The sequence below is a fragment of the Streptomyces olivochromogenes genome, from assembly GCF_021538895.1.
Lineage (GTDB): Bacteria > Actinomycetota > Actinomycetes > Streptomycetales > Streptomycetaceae > Streptomyces > Streptomyces olivochromogenes_A.
In genome coordinates this window covers 91,984-116,257 of sequence record NZ_JADDRL010000017.1, presented here as the reverse complement: position 1 = coordinate 116,257, position 24,274 = coordinate 91,984, and the positions used below count along the sequence as shown (strand labels likewise).

Annotated in this window: 23 protein-coding genes; 12 read left to right on the top strand and 11 right to left on the bottom strand. The window is 73.1% G+C overall.

What is annotated here, in order from left to right; genetic code table 11:
• Nucleotides 1-269 precede the first annotated feature (269 nt).
• Nucleotides 270-920: a DedA family protein gene (locus IPZ69_RS11430; RefSeq protein ID WP_235453946.1), complete on the top strand. Its 651-nt coding sequence runs from the start codon at nucleotides 270-272 to the stop codon at nucleotides 918-920.
• A 57-nt stretch (nucleotides 921-977) separates the two neighbouring features.
• Here IPZ69_RS11430 and IPZ69_RS11425 read toward each other — a convergent pair whose 3' ends face one another.
• On the bottom strand, nucleotides 978-1,511 hold the full coding sequence (locus tag IPZ69_RS11425; protein WP_235453945.1) for a gamma carbonic anhydrase family protein: 534 nt from the start codon (nucleotides 1,509-1,511) through the stop codon (nucleotides 978-980).
• Between the two features lie 116 nt (nucleotides 1,512-1,627).
• Here IPZ69_RS11425 and IPZ69_RS11420 point away from each other — a divergent pair, with 116 nt between their 5' ends.
• Complete coding sequence (locus IPZ69_RS11420) at nucleotides 1,628-2,392, top strand: acyltransferase (protein WP_235453944.1); 765 nt, start codon at nucleotides 1,628-1,630, stop codon at nucleotides 2,390-2,392.
• Nucleotides 2,393-2,396: 4 nt separating this feature from the next.
• Here IPZ69_RS11420 and IPZ69_RS11415 read toward each other — a convergent pair whose 3' ends face one another.
• On the bottom strand, nucleotides 2,397-3,254 hold the full coding sequence (locus IPZ69_RS11415; protein ID WP_235453943.1) for a DMT family transporter: 858 nt from the start codon (nucleotides 3,252-3,254) through the stop codon (nucleotides 2,397-2,399).
• Between the two features lie 92 nt (nucleotides 3,255-3,346).
• Here IPZ69_RS11415 and IPZ69_RS11410 point away from each other — a divergent pair, with 92 nt between their 5' ends.
• Entirely contained in the window at nucleotides 3,347-3,919 is a 573-nt protein-coding gene (locus IPZ69_RS11410) for a helix-turn-helix domain-containing protein (protein ID WP_235453942.1), read from the top strand.
• A gap of 43 nt (nucleotides 3,920-3,962) precedes the next feature.
• Complete coding sequence (locus IPZ69_RS11405; RefSeq protein WP_235453941.1) at nucleotides 3,963-4,520, top strand: YbaK/EbsC family protein; 558 nt, start codon at nucleotides 3,963-3,965, stop codon at nucleotides 4,518-4,520.
• A 17-nt stretch (nucleotides 4,521-4,537) separates the two neighbouring features.
• Here the strand turns inward: IPZ69_RS11405 and IPZ69_RS11400 are convergent, their stop codons facing one another.
• The 3 genes from IPZ69_RS11400 to IPZ69_RS11390 form a co-directional block, all read right to left on the bottom strand.
• On the bottom strand, nucleotides 4,538-5,782 hold the full coding sequence (locus IPZ69_RS11400) for a 4-hydroxybenzoate 3-monooxygenase (RefSeq protein WP_308407445.1): 1,245 nt from the start codon (nucleotides 5,780-5,782) through the stop codon (nucleotides 4,538-4,540).
• A 63-nt stretch (nucleotides 5,783-5,845) separates the two neighbouring features.
• On the bottom strand, nucleotides 5,846-7,486 hold the full coding sequence (locus tag IPZ69_RS11395) for an APC family permease (RefSeq protein WP_235453940.1): 1,641 nt from the start codon (nucleotides 7,484-7,486) through the stop codon (nucleotides 5,846-5,848).
• Nucleotides 7,487-7,687: 201 nt separating this feature from the next.
• The gene (locus IPZ69_RS11390; protein ID WP_235453939.1) at nucleotides 7,688-8,095 is read right to left on the bottom strand and encodes a CoA-binding protein; all 408 of its coding nucleotides are present in this window, start codon (nucleotides 8,093-8,095) and stop codon (nucleotides 7,688-7,690) included.
• A 158-nt stretch (nucleotides 8,096-8,253) separates the two neighbouring features.
• Here IPZ69_RS11390 and IPZ69_RS11385 point away from each other — a divergent pair, with 158 nt between their 5' ends.
• The 3 genes from IPZ69_RS11385 to IPZ69_RS11375 all read left to right on the top strand — a co-directional run bounded on the left by IPZ69_RS11385 (nucleotide 8,254) and on the right by IPZ69_RS11375 (nucleotide 10,437).
• Nucleotides 8,254-9,039, top strand: coding sequence for a hypothetical protein (locus IPZ69_RS11385; protein ID WP_235453938.1), 786 nt, complete (start codon nucleotides 8,254-8,256; stop codon nucleotides 9,037-9,039).
• A gap of 168 nt (nucleotides 9,040-9,207) precedes the next feature.
• On the top strand, nucleotides 9,208-9,753 hold the full coding sequence (locus IPZ69_RS11380) for a SixA phosphatase family protein (RefSeq protein WP_235453937.1): 546 nt from the start codon (nucleotides 9,208-9,210) through the stop codon (nucleotides 9,751-9,753).
• A gap of 57 nt (nucleotides 9,754-9,810) precedes the next feature.
• On the top strand, nucleotides 9,811-10,437 hold the full coding sequence (locus IPZ69_RS11375; RefSeq protein ID WP_235453936.1) for a YigZ family protein: 627 nt from the start codon (nucleotides 9,811-9,813) through the stop codon (nucleotides 10,435-10,437).
• Nucleotides 10,438-10,475: 38 nt separating this feature from the next.
• Here the strand turns inward: IPZ69_RS11375 and IPZ69_RS11370 are convergent, their stop codons facing one another.
• Both IPZ69_RS11370 and IPZ69_RS11365 read right to left on the bottom strand, forming a co-directional pair.
• Nucleotides 10,476-11,534 carry an MASE1 domain-containing protein gene (locus IPZ69_RS11370; protein ID WP_235453935.1) on the bottom strand — a complete coding sequence of 353 codons (1,059 nt, stop codon included), beginning with the start codon at nucleotides 11,532-11,534 and terminating at the stop codon, nucleotides 10,476-10,478.
• 117 nt (nucleotides 11,535-11,651) lie between these two features.
• Nucleotides 11,652-12,986 carry a PP2C family protein-serine/threonine phosphatase gene (locus tag IPZ69_RS11365; protein WP_235453934.1) on the bottom strand — a complete coding sequence of 445 codons (1,335 nt, stop codon included), beginning with the start codon at nucleotides 12,984-12,986 and terminating at the stop codon, nucleotides 11,652-11,654.
• A 279-nt stretch (nucleotides 12,987-13,265) separates the two neighbouring features.
• On the opposite strand from IPZ69_RS11365, the gene IPZ69_RS11360 reads away from it, so the two are divergent.
• The gene (locus IPZ69_RS11360) at nucleotides 13,266-14,429 is read left to right on the top strand and encodes an exonuclease SbcCD subunit D (RefSeq protein WP_235453933.1); all 1,164 of its coding nucleotides are present in this window, start codon (nucleotides 13,266-13,268) and stop codon (nucleotides 14,427-14,429) included.
• Nucleotides 14,426-17,419, top strand: a complete 2,994-nt coding sequence (locus IPZ69_RS11355) for an AAA family ATPase (protein WP_235453932.1) — start codon at nucleotides 14,426-14,428, stop codon at nucleotides 17,417-17,419. The genes IPZ69_RS11360 and IPZ69_RS11355 overlap by 4 nt, the downstream gene beginning before the upstream one ends.
• Nucleotides 17,420-17,421: 2 nt before the next feature.
• Here the strand turns inward: IPZ69_RS11355 and IPZ69_RS11350 are convergent, their stop codons facing one another.
• Nucleotides 17,422-17,868 carry an Lrp/AsnC family transcriptional regulator gene (locus tag IPZ69_RS11350; RefSeq protein WP_235453931.1) on the bottom strand — a complete coding sequence of 149 codons (447 nt, stop codon included), beginning with the start codon at nucleotides 17,866-17,868 and terminating at the stop codon, nucleotides 17,422-17,424.
• Between the two features lie 94 nt (nucleotides 17,869-17,962).
• Between IPZ69_RS11350 and IPZ69_RS11345 the strand changes: the two genes are divergently transcribed.
• Together IPZ69_RS11345 and IPZ69_RS11340 are read left to right on the top strand one after the other, a co-directional pair.
• On the top strand, nucleotides 17,963-18,436 hold the full coding sequence (locus IPZ69_RS11345) for a rhodanese-like domain-containing protein (protein ID WP_235453930.1): 474 nt from the start codon (nucleotides 17,963-17,965) through the stop codon (nucleotides 18,434-18,436).
• A gap of 76 nt (nucleotides 18,437-18,512) precedes the next feature.
• A complete protein-coding gene (locus tag IPZ69_RS11340) occupies nucleotides 18,513-19,028 on the top strand; it encodes an immunity 21 family protein (RefSeq protein WP_235453929.1) in 516 nt (171 codons plus the stop codon).
• 84 nt (nucleotides 19,029-19,112) lie between these two features.
• Here IPZ69_RS11340 and IPZ69_RS11335 read toward each other — a convergent pair whose 3' ends face one another.
• Together IPZ69_RS11335 and IPZ69_RS11330 are read right to left on the bottom strand one after the other, a co-directional pair.
• Nucleotides 19,113-20,804 (bottom strand): DUF885 domain-containing protein, encoded by a 1,692-nt coding sequence (locus IPZ69_RS11335; protein ID WP_235453928.1) that lies wholly within the window; start codon nucleotides 20,802-20,804, stop codon nucleotides 19,113-19,115.
• 33 nt (nucleotides 20,805-20,837) lie between these two features.
• Nucleotides 20,838-21,341 (bottom strand): Lrp/AsnC family transcriptional regulator, encoded by a 504-nt coding sequence (locus IPZ69_RS11330; protein ID WP_235453927.1) that lies wholly within the window; start codon nucleotides 21,339-21,341, stop codon nucleotides 20,838-20,840.
• 60 nt (nucleotides 21,342-21,401) lie between these two features.
• Here IPZ69_RS11330 and IPZ69_RS11325 point away from each other — a divergent pair, with 60 nt between their 5' ends.
• Nucleotides 21,402-22,607, top strand: coding sequence for a trans-sulfuration enzyme family protein (locus IPZ69_RS11325; RefSeq protein ID WP_235453926.1), 1,206 nt, complete (start codon nucleotides 21,402-21,404; stop codon nucleotides 22,605-22,607).
• Between the two features lie 87 nt (nucleotides 22,608-22,694).
• Here the strand turns inward: IPZ69_RS11325 and IPZ69_RS11320 are convergent, their stop codons facing one another.
• Complete coding sequence (locus IPZ69_RS11320) at nucleotides 22,695-24,131, bottom strand: GNAT family N-acetyltransferase (protein WP_235453925.1); 1,437 nt, start codon at nucleotides 24,129-24,131, stop codon at nucleotides 22,695-22,697.
• Between the last annotated feature and the right edge of the window lie 143 nt (nucleotides 24,132-24,274).

Sequence of the window (24,274 nt, the reverse complement as noted above, 5' to 3'; positions counted from 1 at the left end):
GCGAGGACACGGGGACGTCGTCCTTCCGCATCGGGCCGCGCGGCAGGGGACCTGGGGGACGCGAGGCGCGGGAAACGCGGGAAACCGCGAGGAGCTTTCCCGTTCCGCATGACACGCGGATGTCCGAAAACCGAAGGACCGTCGGCGGGACGGTGCCGCCGGGCACTTTCGGGCGGGCTGCCCCGTTTCCGTGAGCAGGTAGCCTTCACATGGGCGTGCCCGCCGGGCGGCGTCCGGGAAGCAGTGACCCGACGGGGGAGGACAGGGCGTTGCACGTCCAGGAATGGCTCGACACCGTACCCGCGGCCGCCGTCTACGCGGTCGTGGCCCTGGTCATCGGTCTGGAAAGCCTGGGCATCCCGCTGCCGGGCGAGATCGTCCTGGTCTCGGCGGCGCTGCTGTCCTCGCAGCACTCGGGTGTCAACCCGGTCGTCCTCGGTGCCTGCGCCACCGCCGGTGCCGTCATCGGTGACTCCATCGGCTACGCCATCGGCCGCAAGGGCGGCCGTCCGCTGCTCGCCTGGCTCGGCAAGAAGTTCCCGAGACACTTCAGCGAGGGCCACATCGCCACCGCCGAGCGGTCCTTCGAGAAGTGGGGCATGTGGGCCGTGTTCTTCGGCCGCTTCGTCGCCCTGCTCCGGATCTTCGCCGGTCCGCTCGCGGGCGTCCTGCACATGCCGTACTGGAAGTTCCTGACCGCCAACCTGCTCGGCGGCATCTGCTGGGCGGGCGGCACCACCGCCGTCATCTACTACGTCGGAGTCGTCGCCGAGGACTGGCTCAAGCGCTTCTCGTACCTGGGCCTGGTGGCGGCGGTGCTGATCGGCCTGACGTCGATGCTGGTGCTGAAGCGGAAGGCGAAGAAGGCGACGGCCGAGAAGCAGGCCACCGAACCGGAGCCCGTCGCGGCCGCCGACTAGGGCCTGTCCGACGGGTCGGCCTGCGATACGACGGTGCCCGACCCGCGGGGTGGGGCATCAGGGCTTCTCGTGGATGTCCCGGTGTGCCTTCGACAGCTCGACGTACCAGGTGCCGTTCAGGACGAGGCCCTCCCGCTCCTCGGCGGTCAGTTCCCGGCGCACCTTGGCGGGGACCCCGGCCACCAGTGAACCGGGCGGTACGACCATGCCCTGCGGCACCAGCGCCTGCGCCGCCACCAGGGAACCCGCGCCGATCACCGCCCCGTTGAGCACGGTCGCCCCCATGCCGATCAGGCAGTCGTCCTCGACGGTCGCCCCGTGCACCACGGCGTTGTGGCCGACGGACACCCGCTCGCCGATGGTGACGGGGAACCCCGGGTCGGCGTGCAGCGTCACGTTGTCCTGGATGTTCGCGCCCGCCGCGACGCTGATCCGCTCGCAGTCGCCCCGCGCCACCGCCCCGTACCAGAGGCTCGCCCCGGCCTCGAGCGTCACGTTCCCGATCACCGAGGCCGTCGGCGCCACGAAGGCCGTCTCGTCGACCCGCGGCTCCGTGCCGCCGATGCCCATGATCAGCGCCTTGTGCGTCATCTGCGTCCACCGTCTTTCTGCCGAGGGAATTCCCCCGCACCGTACGCCACCCGGTGGGGCGAAGATCACAGCGGTCCGGTCACCTGGCCACGGTCGGCGCTGAGTACCGTGAGCGGGTGCCCAAGCCCAAGAACACGTTCTCGTCCTGGCGTCGTCGCCTCGCCCAGCGGGCCGTCCACGCGGGCTGGGCCTGGGTGCAGCGCACGGGATCCGTCACCGCCGAGCACCCGGGACGACTGCGCTTCGGGGCGATGGGAACAGGTACCAGACTCGCCTTCCCGCTGGGCACGGTCTTCGGTGAACCCTGGATCCATCTGGGCTCCCACTGCATCATCGGCGAGCAGGTCACCCTCACCGCCGGCCTGATGCCCGACCTCGACCTGGGCCCCGAGCCGATCCTGCGCCTCGGCGACGGCGTCGTGCTGGGCCGCGGCAGCCACGTGATCGCCGACACCACGGTGACCATCGGCAGCGACTGCTACTTCGGGCCGTACGTCTACGTCACGTCCACGAACCACTCGTACGACGATCCGCACCAGCCCATCGGCAAGCAGTGGCCGCGGATGGAGCCGGTGGAGATCGGTCCGGGCTGCTGGATCGGCACCGGAGCGGTGATCCTGCCGGGCGCGCGGATCGGCCGGAACGTGGTCGTGGCCGCCGGTGCGGTGGTCCGGGGCACGGTGCCCGACCACGCCGTGGTGGCGGGGGCGCCCGCCCGGGTGGTACGGCGCTGGACGCCCGACGCCGGCTGGCAGCCGCCGCTGCGGACGCCGGCCCCGGTGCCGATCCCCGACGGTGTCACCCCGGACCAGCTGCGCGCGCTTGCGGACCTCGACGAGGAGGGCGCCGCCCGGCTCGCCCAGCTGGAGACCGAGAGCTAGGAAGCTAGGCCGCCGCGAGCAGCAGCGTGCCCACCAGGGCGAGGCCCGCGCCCGCCGCCTGGACGCGTTGCAGGCGTTCGCGCAGGATGCCGCGCGCGGCCAGGGCCGTGACCACCGGGTAGAGCGAGGCCAGGACCGCCGCGACGGTGACCGGGCCGTGCTGGGCGGCGATCGCGTAGGTGCCGTTGGCGGCCACGTCGGCGAGGCCGACGAAGGCGAGGGCCGGCAGCGAGCTGGGGGCGAGGCCGCCCTGAGGGAGCGCGGGCGCACCGCGCCGGACCGCGACGAGGAGCGCGGTCCCGCCCGTGACCGCACTGGTCACCCGCTGCACGAACAGCGAGAGGAACAGGCCGGGGACGGTGGTCGACGCCTCGGTGATCAGGGCGAAGACGGTGCCGAAGCCGAGCGCCGCGACCAGCGTGAGCAGGATCGTCCGGCGCTGCACGGGTGCGCGGCGCAGGTGCGGGCCGCCCGCCAGGACGACGCCGGTCACCGACACCGCGATCCCCGCGACCTGCACCAGCCCCGGGCGCTCGCCGAGGAACAGGCCGACGCCGACCGGGACGGCCACGCTCAGCGTGGCGAGCGGGGAGACGACTCCCATCGGGCCGAGTGCCAGCGCCTTGTAGAAGGAGAGCACCGCGACCGGCCCCACCAGGCCCGCCGCGCAGGCGAACCACAGCCGCGGACCGGCCTCGCTCCAGCCGCCGGTCGCCACCACGATCGCCCCGAGCAGGGGCACCGCGATCGTCTGGGAGACGACCACCACCGTCAGGGCCGGGGTGCGCCGGGTCAGCAGCCCGCCGCCGAAGTCGGCCAGACCCCACAGCAGGCTGGTGGCCAGGGCGAAGAGTGCTGTCATCGTCGCCTCGCAGTACAGTTCGGTGAACGATCGGGTGCACCACAGCGTAGTTCATCTGGTTGAACTCTGTAATCCAGAATATTGGACGGAAAGTGTCGGACCTCGACCTGCTGACCCAGTCACTGGCGCGCAACGTCAAACGCTGGCGCAACGAGCGCGGCTTCACCCTGGACGCGCTGGCCGCGCGCGCGGGAGTCAGCCGCGGCATGCTCATCCAGATCGAGCAGGCCAGGACCAACCCGAGCATCGGCACGGTCGTCAAGATCGGCGACGCCCTCGGCATCAGCATCACCACCCTGCTCGACTACGAGCGGGGCCCGCAGGTCCGTATCGTCCCGGCCGAGCAGGCCGTACGCCTCTGGCACACGGACGCGGGCAGCTACAACCGGCTCCTCGCGGGCACCGAGGCCCCCGGCCCGCTGGAGATGTGGGACTGGCGCCTGATGCCCGGCGACCGCAGCCCCTCCGACCCGCACCCCACCGGCACGGTCGAACTCGTCCATGTCACGGCGGGCGAGCTGACCCTCACCGTGGACGGGGTGGAGCACCGCGTCCCGGCCGGCGCGAGCGCCTCCTTCGAGGCCGACTCACCCCATGTGTACGGCAATGACGGCGACGAGCCGATGGAGATGGTGATGGCGGTCTCGGTGCCGCCGGTGCGCTGAGACGCAGGGCCGTCCACCGCCGCACGGCTGTTAGCGTGCGGTCATGCGCGCACCCATCGGACACTTCGACACCGCCACACCCGCTCCCGAGTGCCTGGACGAACTGATCCGCCCGGTCGCCGACGCCGTACGCCGCCGGCACGGCAGCGTCCCTGCCGAGCGGATCGTCTACGTCGACACCGAACCGGAGTGGGCCGACACCGCCACCTTCGTCGAGCACTACGGGCGTGAGCTGCTGGAGCAGTCGGCCAACTGCGTGGTGGTGGCGGCCAAGCGGGCCGGTGAGACCCGGCTCGCCGCCTGCCTCGTGCTCTCCACCACCCGGGTCGACGTCAACGGCGTGGTGCGCCGCCAACTCGGCGCCCGCAAGGCCTCGTTCGCCGCCATGGACCTGGCGACGGGCGAGACCGGGATGGAGTACGGCGGCATCACCCCGATCGGACTGCCCGAGGACTGGCCCGTGTTGGTCGACGCGGCCGTCGTCGACCTGCCCTACGTCCTGGTCGGCAGCGGCCGCCGGCGCGGCAAACTCCTGGTGCCGGGCAAGGCGTTCGCCGAACTCCCGGGAGCGGTGGTGCTGGAGGGCCTCGGCGTCGCCTGAAGCGTGGACACCCCCGCTCAGAAGGCGGCGGCCGACCCCAGGTACTGCTCGGCGAAGGCCAGGGCGGCGGCCGGTTGGGTGAACAGGCGGCGCAGCCGGGCCAGCGTGGTGCCCGCCAGGTACGGATCGCCGCTGGAGGCTCCGTGGTAGATGTCCGAGAGCCACCGTGAGAATTCCTGGTAGTCCCACACCCGCCGCAGGCTGGCCTCCGTGTAGCCGGCCAGGCCCGTGGAGTCCCCTCGCGTGAGGTGGGCGACGAGCGCGTCGCCCAGCAGGAAGGCGTCGTGCAGGGCCAGGTTCAGGCCCTTGGCGGCGATGGGCGCGGTGAGGTGCGCGGCGTCGCCCGCCAGGTAGAGCCGGCCGGTCGCGGGCGTCTCGACGACGTACTCGTGCATGTCCAGCACGCGCTTCTCGATCAGCCGCCCCTCGGTCAACGGGGGCGCGCCCGCCGCCCCGAGCCGCTCCCGCAGCTCGGTCCAGACCCGCTCGTGCGGCCAGTTCTCCGGGTCGTCGCCGGGCGGGCACTGGAGGTAGTAGCGGGTGACCTCCGGGCTGCGGGCCATGTGCCCGGCGAACCCGCGCGGATGGACGCCGAACACCACGCAGTCGCAGGACGGCGGCGCCTCGGCGAGCAGCGCCAGCCAGGCGATGCCGTAGTCGTGGCGCGCGATCCGCACCCGCTCCGGCGGCAGCGCGTCCCGGGTCACCCCGCGCGCCCCGTCACAGCCCGCCACGAACGCGCAGTGGATCCACCGCCGTTGATCCGTCCGCGGACAGAGGTACGACACCGAGGGCCGGTCCGAGTCCAGGTCGTGCAGCCGTACGTCCCGCACGCCGAAGCGGATGTCGCCGCCCCGCACCTCGGTGTACTCCCGCACCAGGTCCGTGACCAGCAACGGCTGGGGGTAGAAGTAGTGGTGTTGGTCCGTCAGCCGGGTGTACGGGAAGCGGTACCGTTCGCCGCCGAAGCGGAACTCGCACTCGGTGTGCGCCTGCGCGTGCTCCAGCAGGTTCGCCGCGAGGCCCCGCCGGTCCAGTTCCCGCACCGCCCACTCCTCGATGACCCCGGCCCGCGGCCGTGTCTCGACGAACTGTCTGCTCTCGGTCTCCAGGACCACGCAGTCGACGGAGGCGGCCCGCAGGAGGGCGCCGACGGTGAGCCCGGCGGGCCCGGCGCCCACGATGACGACCGGACGGCGTTCGGCGGGGTCGGAAGGGTCGGACGGGACGGACGGGGAGGACGGTGAGTGGGGGGACGTCACCCCCGCATTATGACGGTGTCCCGTCAGCCGAGGTTCGGCTGACGGGACACCGCGGGGAGAGGGTCAGTGCGCCGGAGCGTCGGTCACCACGACCTCGTCGATGCTGTGCTCGATCTCCTCGGGCCGCGCCGCGGTGGCCTTGGCCCAGTAGTAGATCGCGACGGAGAAGGCCGCGACCACCAGGGTGTCCCACCACAGCGGGATGTTGCCCTGGCCGCCGAAGGTGCTCTGCCAGGAGATCAGGCCCAGGCCCACCAGGTAGCCGGGCAGCCACTGCGCCGACCTGAAGTTCATCCGGGGAGCGCCCGGCAGGTCCTTGCTGTTGGCGTACCAGGCGTAGCCGCCGAGCAGGACGTAGCCCAGCACGATGGCGAAGCCGAGTCGCCACAGGGTGTCCCAGCCGGCCCAGTAGATGATCAGGTTGGCCACCACGAACGACAGCGGGGAGATGATCTTGCCGCCGGGCAGTCGGTACGGGCGCTCGTGGTGCGGCAGACGGTCGGCGAAGACGCCGTACGCCAGCGGGGCGCCGGCGTACATCAGCACGCTCGCCGAGGTGATGAAGCCGACCAGCTCCTGCCAGCTCGGGAACGGCAGGAAGCAGACCACGCCGGTCACGAAGGACATGATGAGGCCGAACCACGGCACGCCGCGCGCGTCGGTCTTGGCGAACACCTTCGGCGCGTAGCCGTTCTTGGCGAGGCCGTAGGAGACGCGGGAGGTGGCGGTGGTGTAGATCAGGCCGGTGCCGCCGGGGGAGATGATCGCGTCGACGTACAGGACGAAGCCCAGCCAGCCCAGGCCCACCACGGTCGCCAGGCCCGCCCAGGGGCCGCTGATGCCCGGGAAGTCGAGCTTGGCCCAGCCGTGCGCGAAGGAGGAGTGCGGGAGCGCGCCGATGAAGACGACCTGCAGCAGGATGTAGATCACGGCGCCGATCGCCACCGAGCCGAGGGTGGCCCGCGGCAGGTCGCGCTTGGGGTTGCGGCTCTCGCCCGCCAGCTGGATGGCCTGCTCGAAGCCCAGCAGCGCGAAGATGATGCCGCTGGAGCTGATGGCGCCGAGCACACCCTTGGCGCCGAACGGCGCGAAGCCCTCGGACGTGAAGTTCGCCGGGTGGAAGTTGCCGATGGCGATGATGAAGATGGCCGCGAGCGGGACGGCGATCTTCCACCAGGTCGCGGCGCTGTTGGTGTGCGCCAGGGCCCGGACGCCGAAGAAGTTGACTCCGACGAAGACGGCCATGAGCAGGACGGCGGTGATGAAGCCGCTGGTGGTCAGCGTGCCGTCGGTGTGCTGGAGGCCCTGGGCCCAGTGCCAGTGACCGGCGTAACCGATCATGGCCTCGACCTCGATCGGGGCCACGGTCGCCGCCTGCAGCCAGGCGAACCAGCCGAAGGACAGGCCGGCCAGGCCGCCGAACGCGTAGTGCGGGTAGCGGGCCGTGCCGCCCGCCACCGGGAACATGCCGCCGAGCTCGGCATGCACCAGGGCCAGCAGCACGATCGCGATCGTGCCGATCACCCACGAGATGATCGCCGCGGGGCCCGCCACCACGACGGCCTTCTCGGCTCCGTAGAGCCAGCCGGAGCCGATGATGGAACCGACCGAGGCCCACATCAGGCCGATCAGCCCGACGTCGCGCCGCAGGCCGCCGGACGGAGCGCTCGTGGCGTCCCGCACGGCAGGGTCGAGTTTCGCCATGTCAAGTGGCCTCTCAGAATCTGAACACAGGTTTAACGGGGAGGAGGCCACAGGCTAGGTAGGCATTCGCTACTTACAAAAGACCATCCCGCAAGATTTGACCTGGGTCATGGGGTGCCGTTTACCCAGCCTTTGCACAGGTCAGCGAGTGGTAACGAATGCCTGTATTCACTTGCGGAATGTGAGAAGAGCGCAAGACAGCTAGGTCAGAGCGGGAATTTCGATGGCCGGGCACCGGTCCATCACCATCTCCAGACCCGCGTCCCGGGTGCGTTCGTAGGCCGCCGGATCGAGCACCCCGAGCTGGAACCAGACGGCCTTCGCGCCCCGCGCGACCGCCTCGTCGGCGACCTGTCCGGCGAGGTCGCTGTTGACGAACACGTCGACCACGTCCACCTCGAAGGGGATGTCCGCGAGGGAGGCGTAGCCGCGCTCGCCGTGCACCGCCTCCGCCTTGGGGTGCACGGGCACGACGCGCTTGCCGAACCGCTGGAGGACCTCGGCCACGCGGTACGCCGCGCGCCCCCGGTTGGAGGACAGGCCCACCACGGCCCATGTGTCACCGAGCTCGGTCAGGATCCTGCGGATCGTCGCTTCGTCGCCGTACACGGCCGGCCTCCTCGGGCTCCGGGGGAAGTGTTCCTCGGGGCAACAGCGGGTGCCGGAACGTGATTCCCACCGGCCTCCCCTACCCGATCTCCCGCCACGCTGTCCGGTTTCGGCGGCAACTGCCTGCGTACGGCCCTCCGCCCGCCTACGCTCGGCCCGTGCTGCGCATCATCGACGCCCGAACCGGTGAGCCCGTGGAGGCCGCCCCCGCCCGCCGGGGACTGACCCGGGTGCAGGCCCACGCCTCGGGCTTCGGTCCGACCGCGCTGCGGGTGCTCCTGACCGCCGACGTCCTCGTCCGCGCCCTGGAACTCGGCGGCACGCCCGTCTGGGCGATGCTCAGCGGCCACCACGAGCAGGCCGAGCTCCGCGCGGCCGCCACCACCCTCGGCATCCGCCCCTTCGAGGACGCCCACGACCTCGCCTCGGGCCTGGGCGAGGCACAGGTCATCCATGTGGCGGGGGAGGGCGATCCGCTGCCGCCGGGCGGTGTCGTCGTCGGGGTGGCGCCCGTCAGCGGGCCGACGGCGCGGGACACCGCCCCCGGCGCCCCGCCGTCTTCGCGGGGCACGGTCCCCGACCGGGGCCTGCCGGCCGACCTCCCGGATCCCTCCGTCCTCCGGCTGGCCCTGCTGGCGAGCCCGCGCGGCGCCCCCGTACGGCTCGACGCGGACGCGCTGGACGAGGCCGGACGCACGCTCGCCCGGTGGCGGCGCGCCGTGGCCCTCTGGGCGCGGCAGCCGTCGCGGCCGGTGCCCGACGACGTGCGGGGGCGGCTGCGGGCCGCCTGGGAGGATGATCTGAATGTGCCCGAGGTACTGAGCGTGCTGAACTCGGTGGAGACCGCGCCGGCCCTGTCGGACGGCGCCCGCTTCGAGACGTATGCCTATACCGACCGTTTGCTCGGCCTTGACGTGGCCCGTGACCTGGGGAGTTTCGCGTGATTGCCGTCGACTGTGCGACCGGCACCGGCCGGGCTCCCGATCCGGAGGGCCGCCGCGTGCCGGCGGCCGGCCGGCCCCTCGGCGCCGACCCGGCGCCTGCCCTGGGGAGCCTCGCGTGATCGTCGCCGCTCCGCTCCGCGCCCTCGGCCGCGACCGACGGAGTCCCGCGTGACGGCCCGCGCGGGCGTGGGGCCGATGCGCCGGCTGGTGGTGTTGCGGCACGCCAAGTCCGCCTGGCCCGAGGGAGCCGCCGACCACGAGCGGCCGCTCGCCCCGCGCGGCCTGCGGGACGCGCCCGCCGCCGGACGCGCCCTCGCCGAGGCCGACTGCCTGCCCGACCTCGCCCTGTGCTCCACCGCCGTACGCGCCCGCCAGACCTGGGAGCTGGCCTCGGAGCAGTGGGGCACTCCGCCGCCGGTGCGCTACGACCGCCGGCTGTACGCGGCCGACGCGGAGGAACTGCTGGCCGTGCTGCGCGAGGTGCCGCCGGAGGTGGAGACCCTGCTCCTGGTCGGGCACAACCCCGGTCTGGAGGAGCTGGTCCTCGACCTCTCCGGAGACGGCCTCGACGACACGCTGGACCAGGTGCGGACGAAGTTCCCGACCTCCGCCGTCGCGGTCCTCGCCTGGCACGGCACCGGCTGGTCGGCCCTCGGCCCCGGCACCGCCCTGCTGACGGCGGTCTCCGTGCCCCGGGGGAAGAAGGGGGAGTAGCGGAGCTCCCCTGCGGGCGGCCACGGGGCGGTACGCGCGTCCGCATAGGCTGTCCGGATGCAGGACGAGTACCGCACAGTCGCCCGCGCGGGCGTGCACGAGACCGAGGTCAACCGCTCACGCTTCCTGTGCGCCCTCGCCCCGGCGGCCACCGAGCAGGAGGCCCAGGACTTCCTCGCCGCGATCCGCAAGGAGCACGCGGACGCCACCCACAACTGCTGGGCGTACGTCATCGGCGCCGACGCCTCCACCCAGAAGGCGAGCGACGACGGCGAACCCGGCGGCACCGCGGGCGTCCCGATGCTCCAGATGCTGCTCCGCCGCGACATGCGCTACGTCGTCGCCGTCGTCACCCGCTACTACGGCGGGGTCAAGCTCGGCGCGGGCGGTCTCATCCGCGCCTACGGCGGAGCGGTCGGCGAAGCCCTGGACACGCTCGGCACGATCACCCGGCGCCGCTTCCGGCTGGCCACGGTGACCGTCGACCACCAGCGTGCGGGCAAGGTGCAGAACGACCTGCGCGCGACGGGCCGCGAGGTCCGGGACGTGCGGTACGGCGAGGCGGTCACGATCGAGATCGGCCTGCCGGACGCCGACGTGGACGCCTTCCGCGCCTGGCTGGCCGACGCCACCGCCGGTACGGCCGTACTCGAACTGGGCGGGGAGGCCTACGGCGACGCGTGACGCGCGGGCGGCCCGGTCACCCGCTCCGCCGCCCGTGATCACGCCGGCTTCGGGGTCCGTCCGCCCGGCTCCTCCTCCTTCGCACCCGTGTTCCCGCCCGTACCCGTGCTCTCGCCGTCCTCGCCCTCACCGTCGGGAAGCGTCAGGTGGTGGTCACCGGCGGTCATCTTGGCCACCATCGCGGCGAGCTGCCCGCAGGCCCGCGCGATCTCCAGCTGGGTCTGGTTGCGCTCGCTGACGGCCGCCGCGAGGAGCAGCGCGGTGAGCGAGACGGAACCGTTGAACGCCTGCAGGGTGATCATGTTGGTGAGCAGGTCGTGGTCGGCGAACGGGCCCGTTCCCCGGGTGGCGGCGAGGATCGCGAAGGACGACACGGCCAGCGCGCAGGGCGCGGCCCCGGCCAGCTGGAAGCGGAAGGCCGCCCAGATCAGCAGGGGGAAGCCGAGGAACAGCAGCGGCGCGCGGGTCGTCTCGATGAAGCCGACGCCGATCGTGGCCGCCACCAGGAGCGACGCCTCCACCCAGCGGGCCGGCGGCACACCGCTCGGCCGGCGCGCCGAGCGGAGTACGAGCAGGACCGGCGTGACCAGCAGCACACCCATTGCGTCGCCGGTCCACCAGACCGACCACGACGGCCAGAAGCTGCCGGAGCTCAGCACACCGGACAGGACGAGGGAGCCCGTGCCGATCGTCGCGCTGACCAGCATCCCGGTGAACGCGCCGAGGAAGATCAGGCTCAGCGCGTCCCGCAGCCGGTCGAAGTCGACGCTGAACCCCGTACGACGCAGCAGTGCGTACGAGCACAGGGGCGCGAGGGTGTTGCCCGCCACGATCACGAGCACGGCCAGGAAGGACGGCCCGAGGGCGACGTTGGCCAGGAACGCGCCGAGCGCGATCCCGGGCCAGATGCGCGGTCCGCGCAGGAGCAGGCTCGCCACGGCGATGCCGGTGGGCGGCCACAGCGGGGTGATCTGGCTGCGCACCAGTTGCTGGAGCAGTCCGAGCTCGGCCGAGCCGTAGTACAGCCCGGCGACGACGATGATCTCCAGGACGGGCAGGCCACGGCGCACGAGCCGTTCCCGCCGCGCGACACTCATCGGGCGAGCCTCCGCATCTCCATCGCCCCGAGGTCCATCATCCGACGGATCCCCCGGATCCTCCACGCCACCGCTGGGCCCGCCGTCCGGGTGGCGGCCAGGCGCTGCGGGCCGGGGTCAGGCGCACGGCGTGCGCACGGCGAGGATGGCCATGTCGTCGTGGCCGTCGCTCGGGTGGTGATCTGCCAGGGCCTGGACGAACTCCTGCAGCGGCAGCCCGGCGTACCCGGTGGCGAGCGCGGCGAGCGCGGTGAGGCTCTCGTCGATGGAACGGACGGGATCCTCGACCAGACCGTCGGTGAAGAAGACCACGGTGGCGTCCGGGGGCAGGAGGCGTGAGTGGTCGGGGCGGGGCTGCTCGGGGTCGACCCCGAGCGGCAGCCCGGGCTCGGCGAACAGGTATTCCGCCGGGTGCTCCGGGATGACCAGCAGGGGTGGGACATGGCCCGCGGTGCTCCAGCGCAGCCGCCAGCCCGCTCCCTCCGGCTCGATGCGCGCCAGCGTCGTGGTGGTGACCGGATTGTTCGTGATGGCCTGCAGGGTGCGGTCGAGCCGGGACAGGACCCCGCCCGGTGTGTTGCCCCGCTCGAACAGCAGGGCGCGCAGCATGTTCCGGGTGGAGGCCATGGCGGCGGCGGCCCGCAGATCGTGACCGACCACGTCACCGATGACGACCGCCACCACGTCGTCGGTCAGCGGGACGGCGTCGTACCAGTCGCCGCCGAGCTGACTGGGCTCGGCGGCGGGGCGGTAGATCGCGGCGGCGGTGAAGGGCCGCAGGTCGGGCAGGGTCGGGAGCAGCAGCCGCTGGAACTGCTCGGCTCCGACGCGCACCTGTTCGAACAGGCGGACGTTCTCGATCGCGATACCGGCGGCGCTGGCCAGGGCGATGAGGACGTTCTCGTCATGGGTGTCGAAGGGCAGGCCGTCGTGCCGCTCCGAGAGGTAGAGGTCGCCGTAGATCTCGTTGCGGACGGTGATGGCGACGCCGAGCAGGGTGCGCAGGTGCGGGTGTCCGGGCGGGTACCCGACGGAGGACGGATGGGCCGGGATGTCGTCCACCCGCAGCGGCGAGGGGTGACGGATCAGATGGCCGAGGACGCCCAGACCACGCGGCAGCTCGGTCTCCGCCAGATCGGCGCGTTCCCGCTCGGACAGACCGGCGGTGATGAACCGCACCAGGTGCTGTCCGGAGTCGTCGAGCACGCCGAGGGCCCCGTAGCGGGCGCCGACCAGCTCCATGGCGGTGGTCACGATGCGGTCCAGCACCGCGGGCAGCTCCACCTCGCGGCTGATCGCCACCACCGCGTCCAGCAGGCCCTGCAGCCGGTCCATGGCGTCCAGGAGGGAACGCAACTGCTCGTCGATCCGGCCCAGCTCGGCACGCAGGCGCACCTGCAGGTCCGGAAGATGCGGCTGCCGCGGTTTCTTCCCTTCCTTGTCTCGTGCCATCACGTGCGCCTGCTCTCCTGCCCTCACGAGCGCATGGTGGCCCGGTGCCCGGTCGCGCCCCTACAGCTTCTCATGGGCAAGCCGGACCAATCGGGTCATCGCGAACGTATCAGTCGATTTGCCAGCACAGGCGGGTGGCAGGTGGTGGTTCGTGGTGGATCAGGTGCCCGGACGCGTTAGCGTGGTGGCTGCTGACCACGAGCCTGTGCAGGTCAGTGCTGGTCACAGGGGCGCCACAGAGGGCGTCATAGGGGGAAATGTGCAGGTCGGAGCGGTTTCTTGAGATTGCTGCACACGTCCGACTGGCATCTGGGGCGGGCGTTCCACCGGGTGAACATGCTCGGCGCCCAGGCCGAGTTCATCGGTCACCTGGTCACGACCGTGCGCGAGCGGGCCGTGGACGCGGTGGTCGTGTCGGGGGACGTGTACGACCGGGCGGTGCCCCCGCTCGCGGCCGTGGAGCTGTTCGACGACGCCCTGCACCGGCTGGCCGAGCTCGGCGTGCCCACGGTGATGATCTCCGGCAACCACGACTCCGCCCGCCGCCTCGGCGTCGGCGCCGGCCTCATCGGGCGCGCCGGCATCCACCTGCGCACCGAGCCGGCGGCCTGCGACACACCCGTCGTGCTGGCGGACGCCTTCGGGGACGTCGCCTTCTACGGCCTGCCCTATCTCGAACCGGCCCTGGTGAAGGACGAGTTCGGGGTCGACAGGCCGGGCCACGAGGCCGTGCTCGCCGCCGCGATGGACCGCGTCCGCGCCGACCTCGCCGCCCGCGCCCCCGGCATCCGCTCGGTCGTCCTCGTGCACGCCTTCGTCACCGGCGGCGAGGCCAGCGACAGCGAGCGGGACATCACCGTCGGCGGCGTGGCCGCCGTACCGGCCGGGGTCTTCGACGGCGTGGACTACGTGGCACTGGGCCACCTGCACGGCTGCCAGACCCTCGCCGAGCGCGTGCGCTACTCGGGCTCCCCGCTGGCGTACTCCTTCTCGGAGACCGACCACCGCAAGAGCATGTGGCTCGTCGACCTGGCCGCCGACCGTTCGGTCACCGCCGAGCGCGTCGACTGCCCGGTGCCGCGCCCGCTGGCCCGGATCCGGGGCGAGCTGGAGGAGCTCCTCGCCGACCCGGAGCTCGCCCGGCACGAGGACGCGTGGGTCGAGGCGACCCTCACCGACGCGGTCCGCCCCGCCGACCCCATGGCCCGGCTCGCCGAGCGCTTCCCGCACACCCTCAGCCTCGCCTTCGCCCCGGAACGGGCCCCCGACGACCCCGACGTGTCCTACGCGAAGCGCCTGGCCGGCCGCAGCGACCAGCAGATCGCCCGCGACTTCGTGGCGCACGTGCGCGGCGCCGGCCCGGACGAGCGGGAGCAGACGGTGCTACGGGACGCGTTCGACGCGGTCCGCACCGACGACGTCGTGCGCGAGGTGGCCCGGTGAGGCTGCACCGGCTCGACATCACGGCGTTCGGCCCCTTCGGCGGCTCCCAGTCCGTCGACTTCGACGAACTGTCGGCCGCCGGGCTCTTCCTCCTGCACGGACCGACGGGCGCCGGCAAGACCTCCGTCCTGGACGCCGTCTGCTACGCGCTCTACGGCTCCGTGCCCGGCGCCCGGCAGACCGGCCAGGGACTGTCCCTGCGCAGCGACCACGCCGACGCCGCCACCCGTACCGAGGTCCGCCTCGAACTGACCGTCGCCGGACGCCGGTTGGAGATCACCCGGCAGCCGCCGTGGGAGCGCCCCAAGAAGCGCGGCTCCGGTACGACGCTGGACAAGGCCCAGTCCTGGCTGCGCGAGTACGACGCGACGGCCGGCGCCTGGAAGGACCTCAGCCGCTCGCACCAGGAGATCGGCGAGGAGATCACCCAGCTGCTCGGCATGAGCCGCGAGCAGTTCTGCCAGGTCGTCCTGCTGCCCCAGGGCGACTTCGCGCGCTTCCTGCGGGCCGACGCCGAGGCCCGGGGCAGGCTGCTGGGCCGCCTCTTCGACACCCGCCGCTTCGCCGAGGTCGAAAAGCGCCTCGCCGAACGCCGCCGCGCCACCGAGGCCCAGGTACGGGAGGGCGACGCCGCGCTGCTCGCCGACGCGCACCGCATGCAGCAGGAGGCCGGCGACGCCATGGAGCTGCCGGAGCTGGCACCGGGCGAACCGGGCCTGGCCGACGCCGTCCTGGCCGCCGCGGCCGTCGCCCGCAGCACCGCCCGCGAACGGCTCACCCTCGCCCACCTCCGCCTCACCGCCACCGAGTCCGCCCACGCCGCCGTCGACCGCGCACTCGCCGACGTACGCGAACTCGCCCGCCTGCAGAGCAGGTTCGCCCAGGCGCGGGAGCGGGCGGCGCTTCTCCAGGAGCGGGCCGGCGCCCACCAGGAGGCGCAGGCGCGCATGGAGCGGGGCCGCAAGGCCGAGACGGTGGCACCGGCGCTGGAACTGCGCGAGGCCGCCGACGCCGAGCACCGGGCGGCCGCCACCGCCGAGGCACGCGCGCGTGCGGCGCTGCCGGAGACCCTCGCCGACGCCGGCCCGGCCGGGCTCGCGACCGCCGCCCGCCGGGCCGCCGAGGAGCTCGGCGGCCTCGAATCGGCCCGCCGCGCCGAACAGCGGCTCGCGGACGTCGTCGCCGAACGCGCCGGCCTGGACCGCCAGGAGCGCACCGACGAGGACGTGCTGCGCGAGGCCGGGAACTGGCTCGCCGGATGGGACGCCACGCGCGCGGGCCTGCAGACCCGCGTCGAGTCCGCGCAGGAGGCCGCCACCCGGGCCGAACAACTCGCCGTCCAGCGCGAACCCGCGCGACGGCGGCTGGGCGCCGCCCGGATGCGCGACCAGTTGGCGAGCGACACCGACGCCGCCCGGGAGCGGACGCTCGCCTCCGAGCAGCGCGCCCTGGACGCCCGCGCCCACTGGCTCGACCTCAAGGAACAGCGCCTGACCGGCATCGCCGCCGAACTCGCCGCGGGCCTCACCGACGGCGAACCGTGCGCCGTCTGCGGGGCCACCGAACACCCCGCGCCCGCCCGTAGGATCGCCGGGCACGTCGACCGCGAGGCGGAGGAGCGCGCCCTCGCCGCTCACCAGCAGGCCGACGAGCGGCGCTCCGAGGACGAGCGCCGCCTGGGCGTCGCACGCGAGGCACTGGCCGCCGCCACCGCCGAGGCCGGTGACACCTCCACCGCCGAACTCGCCGCCGAGGCCGACGCGTTGGAGCAGGAGTACACGCGCGCACGCCGCGACGCCTCCGCGCTGCACGCCGCCCACGAGGAGCTGCGCCGGGCCGAGCAGGAGCGCGAACGACGCCTCGCCGACCGGCAGCAGGCCGAGGTCAGGGCCGCCGCACGGCTCGCCCGGCGGGACACCCTCGACCGCGAACGGGCCACCCTGGAGCAGGAGTTGGCCAAGGCCCGGGGCACCGCGGGGAGCGTGGCGGCGCGCACCGCGCAGCTGGAGCGGCAGGTGGCGCTGCTCACCGACGCCGCCGACACCGCCCGCGCCGCCGAGGACACCGCACAGCGGCTCAAGGACGCCGACGCCCGCCTCGCCGACGCCGCCTACCGCGCCGGCTTCGAGACCCCGCACGCCGCGGCCGCAGCCCTGCTGGACGCCGCGGCCCACCACGAACTCCAACGCCGCCTGGACGCCTGGCACTCCGAGGAGTCCGCCGTTCGCGCCGTACTCGCCGAGTCCGACACGGCCGCCGCCGCCCAGCTGCCGCCCGCCGACCTCGCCACCGCCGAGCGGGACGCGTCCTCGGCCGCCCAGCGGCTGCGTGACGCCGCCTCCGCACGCGACTGGGCGGCCCGCTGCTGCGCCGAACTCGACCGCCTCTCCGCCCGCGCGGCCGACGGCGTACGGCGACTGGCGCCGCTGCGCGAGGAGTACGACCGCGTGGCCCGCCTGGCCGCCCTCACCGCGGGCACCTCGGCCGACAACGAACGCAAGATGCGGCTGGAGTCCTACGTCCTCGCGGCCCGACTGGAACAGGTCGCCGCCGCCGCGACCGTACGACTGCGGCAGATGTCCTCCGGCCGCTACACCCTCGTCCACTCCGACGACCGCACCGGACGCGGCCGCAGCGGACTCGGGCTGCACGTCGTCGACGCCTGGACCGGCCGTGAGCGGGACACGGCGACGCTGTCCGGCGGCGAGACGTTCTTCGCCTCCCTGGCGCTCGCCCTCGGCCTCGCGGACGTGGTGACGGACGAGGCCGGCGGGGTCCGCCTCGACACGCTCTTCATCGACGAGGGCTTCGGCAGCCTCGACGACCAGACCCTGGACGAGGTCCTCGACGTGCTGGACTCGCTGCGCGAACGGGACCGCAGCGTCGGCATCGTCAGCCATGTCGCCGATCTGCGGCGCCGGATCCACGCCCAGCTGGAGGTCGTGAAGGGCAGGTCGGGGTCGGCGGTGCGGCAGCGGGGCGTCGGCTGAGGTCAGTGCCCCAGCGGACGCCGGGGCAGTGGCGAGGAGTAGACGACGCTCGTGGTCACCGAACCCAGCGCGCCGATCCTCCCCGAGATCTCCTCCAGATGGGACATGGAGCGCGCGGCCACCTTGATGACGAAGCAGTCGTCGCCCGTCACATGGTGCGCCTCCAGGATCTCGGGCGTCGCGGCCACCAGGTCGTGGAAGGGCTTGTAGTTGCCGTTCGGGTACCGCAGACGTACGAAGGCGAGGATCGTCAGGCCGAGACGCTCGGGGTCGACGACCGCCGCGTACCCCTGGATGACGCCCGCCTCCTCCAGCCGCCGGACCCGCTCGGTGACCGCGCTGGCGGACATCGAGACGGCACGGGCGAGGTCCGCGAAGCTGGCGCGTCCCTCGCGCTGCAGGACGTCCAGAATGCGCCAGTCGGTGGCGTCCGGGGAATAGGCGGTCATCACCGAGGAATAGCAGGGGAATCCCCGGCGGATCAAGGGGGATGCCGTGGATCCCTTGTTCAGAAGGCGGTCCGGCGGCCCTAGATTCTTCGTCATGATCACCCACACCGAGAACCCGGTCCTGCGCGTCGCCCCGGCCGCCCCCGCCGAAGCCGCCGCCCACTTCCGGGCGAGCCTCGCCTTCCATGCCGACGTGTCCGACGTGGCCGCGGCGCTTGCCGCCGGCGGCGACCCCGGCTTCGTCGTCCTCGACTCCCGCTCCACCGAGTCCTGGGACCAGGGCCACATCCCCGGCGCGGTCCACCTGCCCACCGCGCTCATCCCCGAGCAGGCGGAGGAGCTCCTCGACAGGTCCGTACCGGTGATCACGTACTGCTGGGGCCCCGGCTGCAACGGCGCCACCCGCGCCGCGCTCGCCCTGGCCGAACTCGGCTACCGGGTCAAGGAGATGCTCGGCGGCTTCGAGTACTGGGCCCGCGAGGGCTTCGCGTACGAGACCTGGGAGGGCCGCGACCGGCGCGAGGCCGACCCGCTGACCGCACCGGCGGCGGGGAACTGCGGCTGCTGACCGGCCGATTCGGGGCGTACCGGGCGCCTGGGTGAACCGTGAACCTGTGTCGTCGCCACCCGTGTAGGTTCTGCCCATGGCGCGATACGCGGATCCAGGCGCGGTGGAGTGGGTGGAGTCGGGCGGCGGCCCGCTGATAGTCGTCCCGGAGGCCGTGCTGCCCTTCTGGGCGGGAGCCGACGGGGAGGACATGGCCACGGACTACGACCGGGCGTGCGAGGTCGACGGCTACGTCGGTCTGCTCCCGGTCGGGGACAGCGCGGCCCTGGTGCTCGGCGACGAGCCGGCCTCCACCTCCTATCTGCCCGACCACGCCGCCTTCGTACGGTGGAGTGCGGCGAACTCCGAGGAGGAGCTGCTGGCCGGTGTGCCCGCCGCCCTCGACGCGGCGGCCTGGGGGGACGAGGTGCGCTGGGACGTTCCCGGCCCGGTCGTCCTGTTCGACTCGGCCTGGCCCGGCGACGAGAGCGAGCGCGCGGAGCACCTGCGCGTCCCCCTGGAGGCGGGCGCCTACGCGGTGCGCGCCGCCTACGCCCGACCGGGCCCCGAGACCTGGGTCGGACTCGTCCAGCTGCGGCGGCTGCCGCACTGAACCGGTCGGCGCCGGGCGTTCAGCCGCTACCGGCGGTGCCCACGGGATCGTCGTGGACACCGTCGTGCGGGGCCGGGCCCTCGCTCAGAGCTGGGACAGCTCGTCCACCAGGTCGTCCAGGCCCAGCGACCCCTGGGAGAGGGCGGCCATGTGCCACGCCTTCAGGTCGAAGGCGTCGCCGTGCCGCTTGCGGGCGTTCTCCCGGCCCAGCAGCCAGGCCCGCTCGCCGAGCTTGTAGCCGATCGCCTGGCCGGGGATCGTCAGGTAGCGGGTGAGCTCGCTCTCCACGAAGTCCGCCGGGCGGCTGCTGTGCGAGCCGAAGAACTCCTGGGCCAGCTCCGGCGTCCAGCGCTCACCCGGGTGGAACGGCGAGTCGGCCGGGATCTCCAGCTCCAGGTGCATGCCGATGTCGACGATCACCCGGGCCGCGCGCATCATCTGCGCGTCGAGGTAGCCGAGCCGGTGCTCCGGGTTGGTGAGGTAGCCGAGCTCGTCCATCAGGCGCTCCGCGTACAGCGCCCAGCCCTCCGCGTTGGCGCTGACCCCACCGATCGTGGCCTGGTAGCGGGAGAGGTTCTCGGCCACGTGCACCCACTGCGCGAGCTGCAGGTGGTGACCGGGGACGCCCTCGTGGTACCAGGTCGAGACCAGGTCGTACTCCGGGAAGCGGGTCTCGCCCATCGTCGGCAGCCAGGTGCGTCCGGGCCGCGAGAAGTCCTCCGAGGGCGCCGTGTAGTACGGGGCCGCCGCACCGCCGGGCGGGGCGATGTGCGACTCCACCCTGCGCACCCGCTCGGCGAGTTCGAAGTGCGTGCCGTCCAGGTCCTGGATGGCCCGGTCCATCAGGCCCTGCAGCCACGCGCGGACCTCGTCGACGCCCTCGATGTGCGCGCCGTGCTCGTCGAGGTGCGCGAGCGCCACCCACGGCGTCTTCGCGCCGGGCAGGATCTTCTCGGCCTCGGCGCGCATCTCGCCGAGGAGGCGGTGGTACTCGGCCCAGCCGTAGGAGTAGGCCTCGTCCAGGTCCAGGTCCGTGCCGTTGAAGTAGCGCGACCAGCGGGCGTACCGCTCGCGGCCCACGGTGTTCGGGGCGCCCTCGATGGCCGGCGCGTACACGTCCCGCATCCAGTCGCGCAGCTCCACGACGGCCCCGGTCGCCACTCGGGCGGCCTCGTCCAGCTCCGGGCGCAGCGCCTCGGGACCGGCCGAGACGAACTCCTCGAACCAGCCGTGGCCCTCGCCGTCCGTGTCCGCCCACTCGGTGAGCTGCTCGACGAAGGTGGCGGTCGGGCGCGGCGCCGCGTACAGCTTCCGGTCCAGACCGAGTTCCAGGGACGCGCGGTACCCCGCGTACGCGGCCGGGACCGCGCGCAGCCGCTCGGCGATCGCCGCCCAGTCCTCGTCCGTCTCCGTCGGCGTCAGGGTGAAGACCTCGCGCACCGAGTGGCCGGGGGTCGCCATGTTGCCGACCGCGCGCAGGCCCTCGTCGGCCTCGTGCACGGCGAGTTCGGCGGTGAGCCGCTCACGTAGCAGCCGTGCGCAGCGTCGCTCCGCGTCGCTGTCCGCCCCGGGCTGCCGCTCGGCCTCCGCCAGCTTCGCGAGCGTGGTCCGCGCGAGCTCCGCCACGGCCTCCTGGCCCGCGGGCGAGCAGTCGGGCAGCCTGCTCGAACTCTCCTTCACACCAAGGTACGTACCGGTGATCGGATCGAGGGCGATGAGGTCGTCGACATAGGCGTCGGCGACCTGACGGGGCAGCGGGATCTGGGTCTCAGACATGCCGCCCATCCTCATACGATCACGCTGCCCGCGTCACCCGTGCATCGCCGATTCAGCTGTGGGCGTGGCCGGGGGAAGAAGCGGTCCGCAGTCCCACTGCTGGAAGATCAAACGGGTCTCCACCCGGGCCACCTCGCGCTGTGACGTGAACTCGTCGAGGACCAGTCGCTGCAGGTCGGCCATGTCCGCGACCGCCACGTGCACCAGGTAGTCGTCCGGTCCGGTCAGGTGGAACACCGTCCGCGACTCGGGCAGCACCCGGATCCGCTCCACGAAGGGTCCCACCAGCTCCCGCCGGTGCGGTCTGACCTGCACCGACAGCAACGCCTCCAGGCCGCGCCCCAGCTTGGCCGGATCGAGCCGCAACTGATGGCCGAGGATCACGCCCGCCCGGCGCAGCCGGGCCACCCGGTCCAGACACGTCGAGGGTGCGACCCCCACCTGGGCGGCGAGGTCGCGGTAGGTCGTCCGGGCGTCGTTCTGCAGCAGGCGCAGCAGATGGAGGTCCACCGGATCCAGTACGACAGATTCGGCCATTGGCCGAACGTAGCACGGTGTTCGATTCTTGTGACCCGTCCGGTGTTCACCCTTCCGCCCATGGACTCAGCGAGCACTGGTGCCCACAGCGTCGTGGGCACCGCTTCCAGAGCACTGGCCACCGAGGCCGTGCACGCCGGCCGTGACGACCTCGCCCGGCAGGGACTGCACGCCCCGCCGATCGATCTGTCCACCACCTATCCCTCGTACGACAGCCGTGCGGAGGCCGCCCGGATCGACGCCTTCGCCTCGACCGGCGCCGAGCCGGACGGGATGCCCGTCTACGGGCGGCTCGGCAATCCGACCGTGGCCCGGTTCGAGACCGCCCTGGCCCGGCTCGAAGGCACCGAGTCGGCGGTCGCCTTCGCCAGCGGCATGGCGGCCCTGAGCGCGGTCCTCCTCGCCCGGTCCGCCACGGGCCTGCGCCACGTCGTGGCCGTCCGGCCCCTCTACGGCTGCAGCGACCACCTGCTGACCGCCGGACTGCTGGGCACCGAGGTGACCTGGACCGACCCGGCGGGGATCACGGACGCGCTGCGCCCGGACACCGGGCTGGTGATGGTCGAGTCCCCGGCCAACCCGACGCTGGCCGAACTCGACCTGCGGGCCATCGCCCACGCCTGCGGCTCCGTACCGCTGCTCGCCGACAACACCTTCGCCACGCCCGTGCTCCAGCGCCCGGCCGAACACGGCGCCCGGCTCGTGCTGCACAGCGCCACCAAGTACCTCGGCGGGCACGGAGATGTGCTGGCCGGCGTGGTGGCCTGCGACGAGGAGTTCGCGCGGCAGCTGCGGCAGATACGGTTCGCCACCGGCGGGGTGCTGCATCCGCTGGCCGGCTATCTGCTGCTGCGGGGCCTGTCCACGCTGCCCATCCGGGTGCGGGCCGCCTCCGCGACCGCCGCCGAGCTGGCCCGGCGGCTCGCCGCCGACCCGCGCGTCGCCCGCGTCCGCTATCCGCGGCTCGGCGGCGCGATGATCGCCTTCGAGGTCCACGGGGACCCGCACGAGGTCATCGCCGGGGTCCGGTTGATCACCCCGGCCGTGAGCCTGGGCAGTGTCGACACCCTCATCCAGCATCCGGCGTCCATCAGCCACCGCATCGTGGACGCCGCCGACCGGCGCGGCGCCGGGGTGAGCGACCGGCTGCTGCGGATGTCGGTCGGGCTGGAGGACGTCGAGGATCTGTGGGCGGACCTGGACGCGGCCCTGGGGGAGACCCCGGTGGCGGTGCCCGGGGCGCGGCTTCAGGAGGCCATGCGCTGAGTCCCGGCGAGGGGGCCCGGCGGACGCGCGACGGCCCGGCGGACGTCGCCGCCGGGCCTTGGTGCGCTCAGGTGTCCCCTCGCCCGGTCAGTCCCGGCCGACCGGCCCGCCGAACTGCTCCTGCCTGCCGTCGTACGGCAGCCGGGAGCAGACCGGGGTGGCGTCCAGCCGGGCCGTGATGACCAGCGTGCCCTCCTCGATCTGGTAGTCGAGGGGGAGACCCAGGGCGCGCATCGCGGCGACCATGCCGGTGTTGGACGCCTGCGTCACGGCGTACACGCTCTCGCAGCCCGCCTCGACCGCCATCGCCACCAGTCGGCCCAGCAGCTCGCCGCCGATGCCGCGCCGCTGCCATTCGTCCTCGATCAGCAGGGCGACCTCCGTCTCGTCGCCGTCCCACAGCAGATGGCCGAGGCCGACGACGCGGCCGGACGCGGTCTGTACCGCCAGGGTCCGCCCGAAGCGCGGGCTGAGCAGGTGGTTCAGATAGCGCTCCGCGTCGCCGACCGGCCCGTGGTAGCGCATGGCGAGCGTCCGGGGCGAGCACCGTTCCTGCATCGCCTTCGCCGCCGGCACGTCCCGCGTGTCGGCCCGGCGCACCGTGATCGCGTTGCCCTCGGGCAGTGTCAGCACGTCCTGGCTGCGCGGGATGCGCGGGCCGAGCCGGGCGTCCAGCTCCACCAGCGCCCGCGCCCGCGCGAACTCGGTCGGCGTGAACGGCAGATACGGCCGCTCCACGGTGATCACGCCGCCTTCCGGCGCCCGCAGCCGCATGACGGTGTCCTCGAGCACGCCCTCGACCGGCACCTCCGCCGGTGGGCGACCGCCGCCGACCGGCTTGGCGGGCAGCGAGCGGATGGTGCACCGCCCCAGCAACTGCCGCAGCGCCAACGGGAGTTCCGCCGCGTCCAGCGCGGTCCGCGTGGCGAGACCCAGCACCCGGGTCGGTGCGTCCACCAGGTCGTGCGCGTCGGCCCGCTCGATCCAGGTGCTCGTGCCCCCGGCCACCGCGACCGCCCGGCTGATCTCCGCCGCCGCCAGCTCACCCGGGGCCCGCAGCAGGAACTCGTCCACGGTGCCCTCGGCGAGCGGATGCGTCTGCAGGCTCAGGATGTCGACCCGCTGCCCGGCCAGCGCCGTGCACAGCGTCGCCAGCGAGCCCGGCGCGTCCTTCACCGTCGTCCGCATCCGCCACAGCGCGCTCGCCCCGGCCGCGGCCCCGCGCGTCGCCGCGGGTCCGTCGGACGGCCCGGCCTGCCGCACCTCGGCGGGCGGCCGGGCGCCGGTATCGCTCGTCGGCGGTGCGTGACCGTGGCGCCGTGCCCACCATGTGTGGAAACCCGCCGTCGCGGCCAGGGCGATCGCCGAGATCACCAGCAGCGCCGGACCGTTCGGCCCGTGCCCGATCAGGTTCGCCACGCCGTCCGCCACCGCGACGGCCGTGAAGACGGCGGCGAGTTCGACGACGTCCCGCCGCCAGTGGTGCACGGGACGCCCATGCTTCGCCCGCGTCACATCAGACATTCCTCGATTCATGCAGCCACTGTGAAGGAAGGGTGTTGCGTGATCACGAACGTCTTGTGACCGATGGGTAAAGCATGCTTCCGCCCCTTTTATTGCTCTTTCTACTAAATGATCATGGCGCAGTCCGGCTCTTGACCCACGCC

Bases quoted from the DNA above. Each gene is read 5' to 3' on its own strand.
- IPZ69_RS11425 (WP_235453945.1), bottom strand. From the start codon at position 1,511: ATGACGCACAAGGCGCTGATCATGGGCATCGGCGGCACGGAGCCGCGG.
- IPZ69_RS11415 (WP_235453943.1), bottom strand. From the start codon at position 3,254: ATGACAGCACTCTTCGCCCTGGCCACCAGCCTGCTGTGGGGTCTGGCC.
- IPZ69_RS11405 (WP_235453941.1), top strand. From the start codon at position 3,963: ATGCGCGCACCCATCGGACACTTCGACACCGCCACACCCGCTCCCGAG.
- IPZ69_RS11395 (WP_235453940.1), bottom strand. From the start codon at position 7,486: ATGGCGAAACTCGACCCTGCCGTGCGGGACGCCACGAGCGCTCCGTCC.
- IPZ69_RS11375 (WP_235453936.1), top strand. From the start codon at position 9,811: ATGCAGGACGAGTACCGCACAGTCGCCCGCGCGGGCGTGCACGAGACC.
- IPZ69_RS11370 (WP_235453935.1), bottom strand. From the start codon at position 11,534: ATGAGTGTCGCGCGGCGGGAACGGCTCGTGCGCCGTGGCCTGCCCGTC.
- IPZ69_RS11365 (WP_235453934.1), bottom strand. From the start codon at position 12,986: ATGGCACGAGACAAGGAAGGGAAGAAACCGCGGCAGCCGCATCTTCCG.
- IPZ69_RS11350 (WP_235453931.1), bottom strand. From the start codon at position 17,868: ATGACCGCCTATTCCCCGGACGCCACCGACTGGCGCATTCTGGACGTC.
- IPZ69_RS11345 (WP_235453930.1), top strand. From the start codon at position 17,963: ATGATCACCCACACCGAGAACCCGGTCCTGCGCGTCGCCCCGGCCGCC.
- IPZ69_RS11340 (WP_235453929.1), top strand. From the start codon at position 18,513: ATGGCGCGATACGCGGATCCAGGCGCGGTGGAGTGGGTGGAGTCGGGC.
- IPZ69_RS11335 (WP_235453928.1), bottom strand. From the start codon at position 20,804: ATGTCTGAGACCCAGATCCCGCTGCCCCGTCAGGTCGCCGACGCCTAT.
- IPZ69_RS11330 (WP_235453927.1), bottom strand. From the start codon at position 21,341: ATGGCCGAATCTGTCGTACTGGATCCGGTGGACCTCCATCTGCTGCGC.
- IPZ69_RS11325 (WP_235453926.1), top strand. From the start codon at position 21,402: ATGGACTCAGCGAGCACTGGTGCCCACAGCGTCGTGGGCACCGCTTCC.
- IPZ69_RS11320 (WP_235453925.1), bottom strand. From the start codon at position 24,131: ATGTCTGATGTGACGCGGGCGAAGCATGGGCGTCCCGTGCACCACTGG.